Here is a 4,345-nt window from a genome sequence, read left to right as displayed (position 1 = left end):
AGGAACCGAACACCATCTGGAAGTGTCCTAGATGGGTAAGTTTCGGACAACGGAATCCCGTGAAAGGAACCGCTAAGCAGAACAGAATACTGCAAAAGTTGGGAATAGAACCCACTATTCTGGAGAATTTTAAAATCTTTTTATCTAGTTTAAACACTATCCTACAGTATAATCGAGATTTAGACTTGCGATCGCTAAAAGACTGGGAAGCCCCTGTATTATCAAACCTAGGAAAATTGAATCAGGAAGAAATTAGTTATATTGAGTCAGAATTATCGAAAGGAAAAATTTCCATAAGTGGGAGCCAAGTTCAGGTCCAAAAGTTGATTCCCCCAGAGGAGAGAAAAAGACTAGCAGCCTACTACACCATAAACCAGGGCATCGATTTCATGGAAAAAATGGTTTTTGAATATCTGAAAATTTGTGGAAAACAAAAAATAGTAATTGCAGACCCGTTTCTTGGCGCGGGCCGCACCCTAACAGCTGCAATCCGTAAAATAGGAACACAAAAATTAGAAAAGGTCTGGGGCATCGAACCTACACCCCTACCCGCACTTGTCGCATACGCATCAATACTACAGGCAGTAAGAGGAAAGAAAGAAATCATAAAGGTCGTAACCGGAGACACTTTCAAAGAAGTCCCCCAAATCATAAACACAGATAACGGTTCTAAAACGCCTAGAGCAGATATCATTTTAACCAATCCCCCATTCACCAGATGGAAATACTTAGAGAAAAGTCACCGAGAATATTTACTGAAAGTCATAAGCGAATTAGGCTACGGAAACTACATAACCCGAAGGGAGGAAAGCCTTCAAGCTCTATCCATGTTCCTAGCAGACTATGTACTAAACAACGACGGACTGCTGGTCTCTGTACTCCCAGCATCCACTTTTTACACCATATATGGAAGAGGTTACAAATCACTGCTCAAGGAAAATTATGATGTTCTCGGAGTTTTGGAACTCGCAAACAGGCCATCATTTTCCGAGGATAGCGGATTCAAAGAGATCATCATAGTAGCAGTCAAGGGAGCAAACAAGAGGGGATTAACACTATTTACCGAATTAAACAACGATGTAGAAAAAACAGCTAAGCAAATCCTGAAACAGCGAGAATTAATCACAACAAATTCATTCAATATCCACGATTTGCCTCAATTCCTAGATATTAACTGGCTATCCTTATTCGGCGAGAGTAAGCTTAGAGACATCATTGTCATTGTGTTTAAGCAGGGATTAAAACAGGGCACCCTAGGATACTGGAATCAGATACAAGGTAGACAGAGTATCATCAGAGGAGTTGAAATGTATGGACCGGAATTCTTCTTCATCCCGAATAAGCACTGGAACATCATTAAAGAGAATGAAAAATATGCGGAAATAGAAAATGTTGAGAACAAAAACAGACTGTCACTGAGTAAAAAATTTCTGGTAAGAACTCTACGCAAACCAGGCCTCTACAGATTTACCATCGAGGCAAGCGTAGACAGCTACATGCTTTCAATCCCACCCACGGAAATAAACAATTTATCCCAAGACCTGCAATTTTACATAAAATGGGGAATAGAGTCTAGAACAGCCAAGCCCGCCCTAAATGCTTACGGTAAACACTGGTATAGCCATGTACATAAACAAATGGTAACCAAAAAACCGTTCGGGCACGTATTCCTACCAGACAAGGTTGACCCTACATTCAAAAGAAGAGGAGTCTTTGCAAACCATAGCGAAGAAAAAGTAGCAGCATCCAAAAACTTCTATATAACCAGAGAAGAAAACAGAACAATCAGTAAAATTCTCGTGGCTTGGTTTAATTCCACAATTTTCATTTCAACCTTCATGTTATTGGGTAGAAAAATCTCGGAAAGATGGAACAGATTCTTGGAAAACGATTATCTCGAACTACCCATAATCAACACAAAAGTAATTGATATGGAAAGAAGTTCAGAAATTTGTAATAGTATTAAAAATATGATAAAAAAACCGCTTCCCCCAATATGGAATCAACTGAATGAAAAATATAGACAGGAACTAGATTTATCATTACTAAATGCAATAAAAATAGAAAATCCAAAAAAAATGTTAGAAGAAATATATCAGACATTAGGCAATCAGAAGTTCAATACACAACCACACAAAACTTTATCCAAAATACCTATTTCCGGTAATCATTGATAAATAAAAATAGTGATTTTTTGAAACTTTATTATTCCAAACATTTGTCACAGAGGCTGAAAATAAGAAAATTTCCACACGATTTACCCAAAACTGTATATTCAGAGGCAGAAGAAAGATTCATAGACAAAGTTACTGGGCACAGTATTGCAGTTAAGAAGATGAATTATGGGAGCAAAGAAAGGTATATCATAGTTGCTTATGATATTTTCGATGAAGAAATAATAATAGTAACCTGCCACCCTAAAGGTGAAAAACAGATAAGTAATAGAGTAAATTCTGGAAGGACGTTGCTTGAACGAGAAAAAAATTCCCCGCGTACTCTACGATAAAGAAAGCGATATACTCTATGTTGTGGTCGCTGAAGGGGAGGAAGAAGGATTCATAGAACTCACCCCAAATATCAACTTGGAAATAGGTGAAAAAGGCAAAATAATTGGAATAGAAATAATTAACGCAATGAAGTTAATGGAAAAAAGTCACAAAAAATACTACAACGATAAGAATACTGACCAATAGGTCCATTTAAAAAAGTTACCAAATCAAAAAACACTTTAAATGATTCCCGAAAATTTTGTTTTCATTCTCTTACACTTCTCCAACATATTAAATAAAAGCTTGTTTTGAAAAAGAAATGTTTAAATATCTAATTAGGATTATAAAAAATTCATGGGGATGTGTGAGTAGTTCGGCTAGTCCGAAATCTCCCTACTACCCACTCTCAGCCCCTTATTAATATGTGAGCAAGTGAGGCTGGAAATAGTTGCTCCAATCTTAGAGCAAGAATCCAGAGGTTCGAATCCCCCTCATACTCATTCTCCTTCTAGGGATGGGTATGTGACTCAGCCTAGCACAGGAACCTTATCACTATTTTCTACAGCCTCCTTGCTCAACCACTTCTAACCTCCTTCACTACCAATTTCCTCTACCCATAGATGTTTTTGGTTAAAGATTGAAAAGATTTTTGATTTAGAAATCAACTTTATTCTTATTATTAAACTTGAAACGCAGATAAACTAAATGAAAATAGGGGTTGCACTTATGAAGTCTACTATATTGAGAATCATAGCACATGGAGACTGGGACGGAGTGGTAGGAGCTGGACTACTCTCACGTATCCAGGATTTACCTCTAGAATTCCCCCTAGAATTACCGGATTTAATTGTTGAAAATGCAGCCTGCATTGAAATCACACCGGGCCGCGTAAAAAACATGCGAAACTCACTAATAATTGATCATCACGGAACCCAGCCACGAGAAGGGGTGGACGAGCAGGGCAATCAGTGGATTCTAAAACCAGAATACAAAGCAGTCTCCTCACTCATAGCAGACCATTGGAAACTAGACTTCCCAGAAGAGTGGAGAAAAGCCATAGAAGAAGTGGACACCGCAACCCTAAACACCGAGCTGAGCCAAACACTCTGGAAAGCCTACAGAGTAGACGCTAAAAGCTTCCCCCGCCAACAAACAGCAGAAATGGTCAAAAAAGGAGAATGGAAACAGCTCCAAGAATTGGCAGAAAAACAGCAAACAGAATACCAAAAAATAGAGGAAAAAACAGTAGAACTCCTAGGAAAAAGCACAAAACTAACTCCGGAAGCCGTCTACTTCACTTTTCGGTTCAACGACCGCTGGGAGAGAGGAGCCTCAAAAAACGCTATGCTCACATTAGAAGAGAAGATCCCTATAGTGATTGCCATAGGACTAGAGGAAAAAGGAGTAAAAGGCGGAACCGTAGCCACCCGGAAAAACATAGACCTCACAAGAATTTACGACTATTTAAGAAGCCAAGATTACTCCTCCGGAGGACACAAAAACGTGGGAGGATTCCAAGTCCTAAAAAGCAAAACAATAGAACAGACGCTAAAAGATTTGAGAAAAGCATTAAAACATCTTTAAAAACTATCCGAAAAACATGTCCAGTAATGGAAGACTGGATTTTTATCGTCTAATTCCACTTCTCGATGTGTTTATATAGTATTAATGAACCAAAAATGGTGTGGATTAAAAGAGTAAAAGGTGGACAAAAGGGAATGAAACAAGAAGAACAAGTGCAAAAACTGGCAACAAAATGGCCAGTCCCCAATAGGCGTTCCCACTCAGCAGCGGATAGTCCAAAGGGTTCACAACAGTAGAAAGATTTAATGATAAATAATACCATTCTTGGACTT

General features: G+C 38.5%; 3 protein-coding genes. All 3 read left to right on the top strand.

The features are described from left to right. The coding region (locus tag ACUVXA_RS16925; protein ID WP_445872466.1) for an N-6 DNA methylase at positions 1-2,174 on the top strand (2,174 nt) is incomplete at its 5' end. 294 nt (positions 2,175-2,468) lie between these two features. Further along, a complete protein-coding gene (locus ACUVXA_RS16920) occupies positions 2,469-2,693 on the top strand; it encodes a DUF2283 domain-containing protein (protein ID WP_445872465.1) in 225 nt (74 codons plus the stop codon). 522 nt (positions 2,694-3,215) lie between these two features. After that, complete coding sequence (locus ACUVXA_RS16915) at positions 3,216-4,073, top strand: hypothetical protein (RefSeq protein ID WP_445872464.1); 858 nt, start codon at positions 3,216-3,218, stop codon at positions 4,071-4,073. The last annotated feature ends 272 nt before the right edge of the window (positions 4,074-4,345 follow it).

It is taken from the genome of Candidatus Jordarchaeum sp., assembly GCF_052745115.1.
This window is presented reverse-complemented; position numbering and strand designations above follow the sequence as displayed.

What these genes read in the sequence shown, in the direction of transcription:
- ACUVXA_RS16915 (WP_445872464.1), top strand. Translation starts at nt 3,216, where the DNA reads ATGAAGTCTACTATATTGAGAATCATAGCACATGGAGACTGGGACGGA.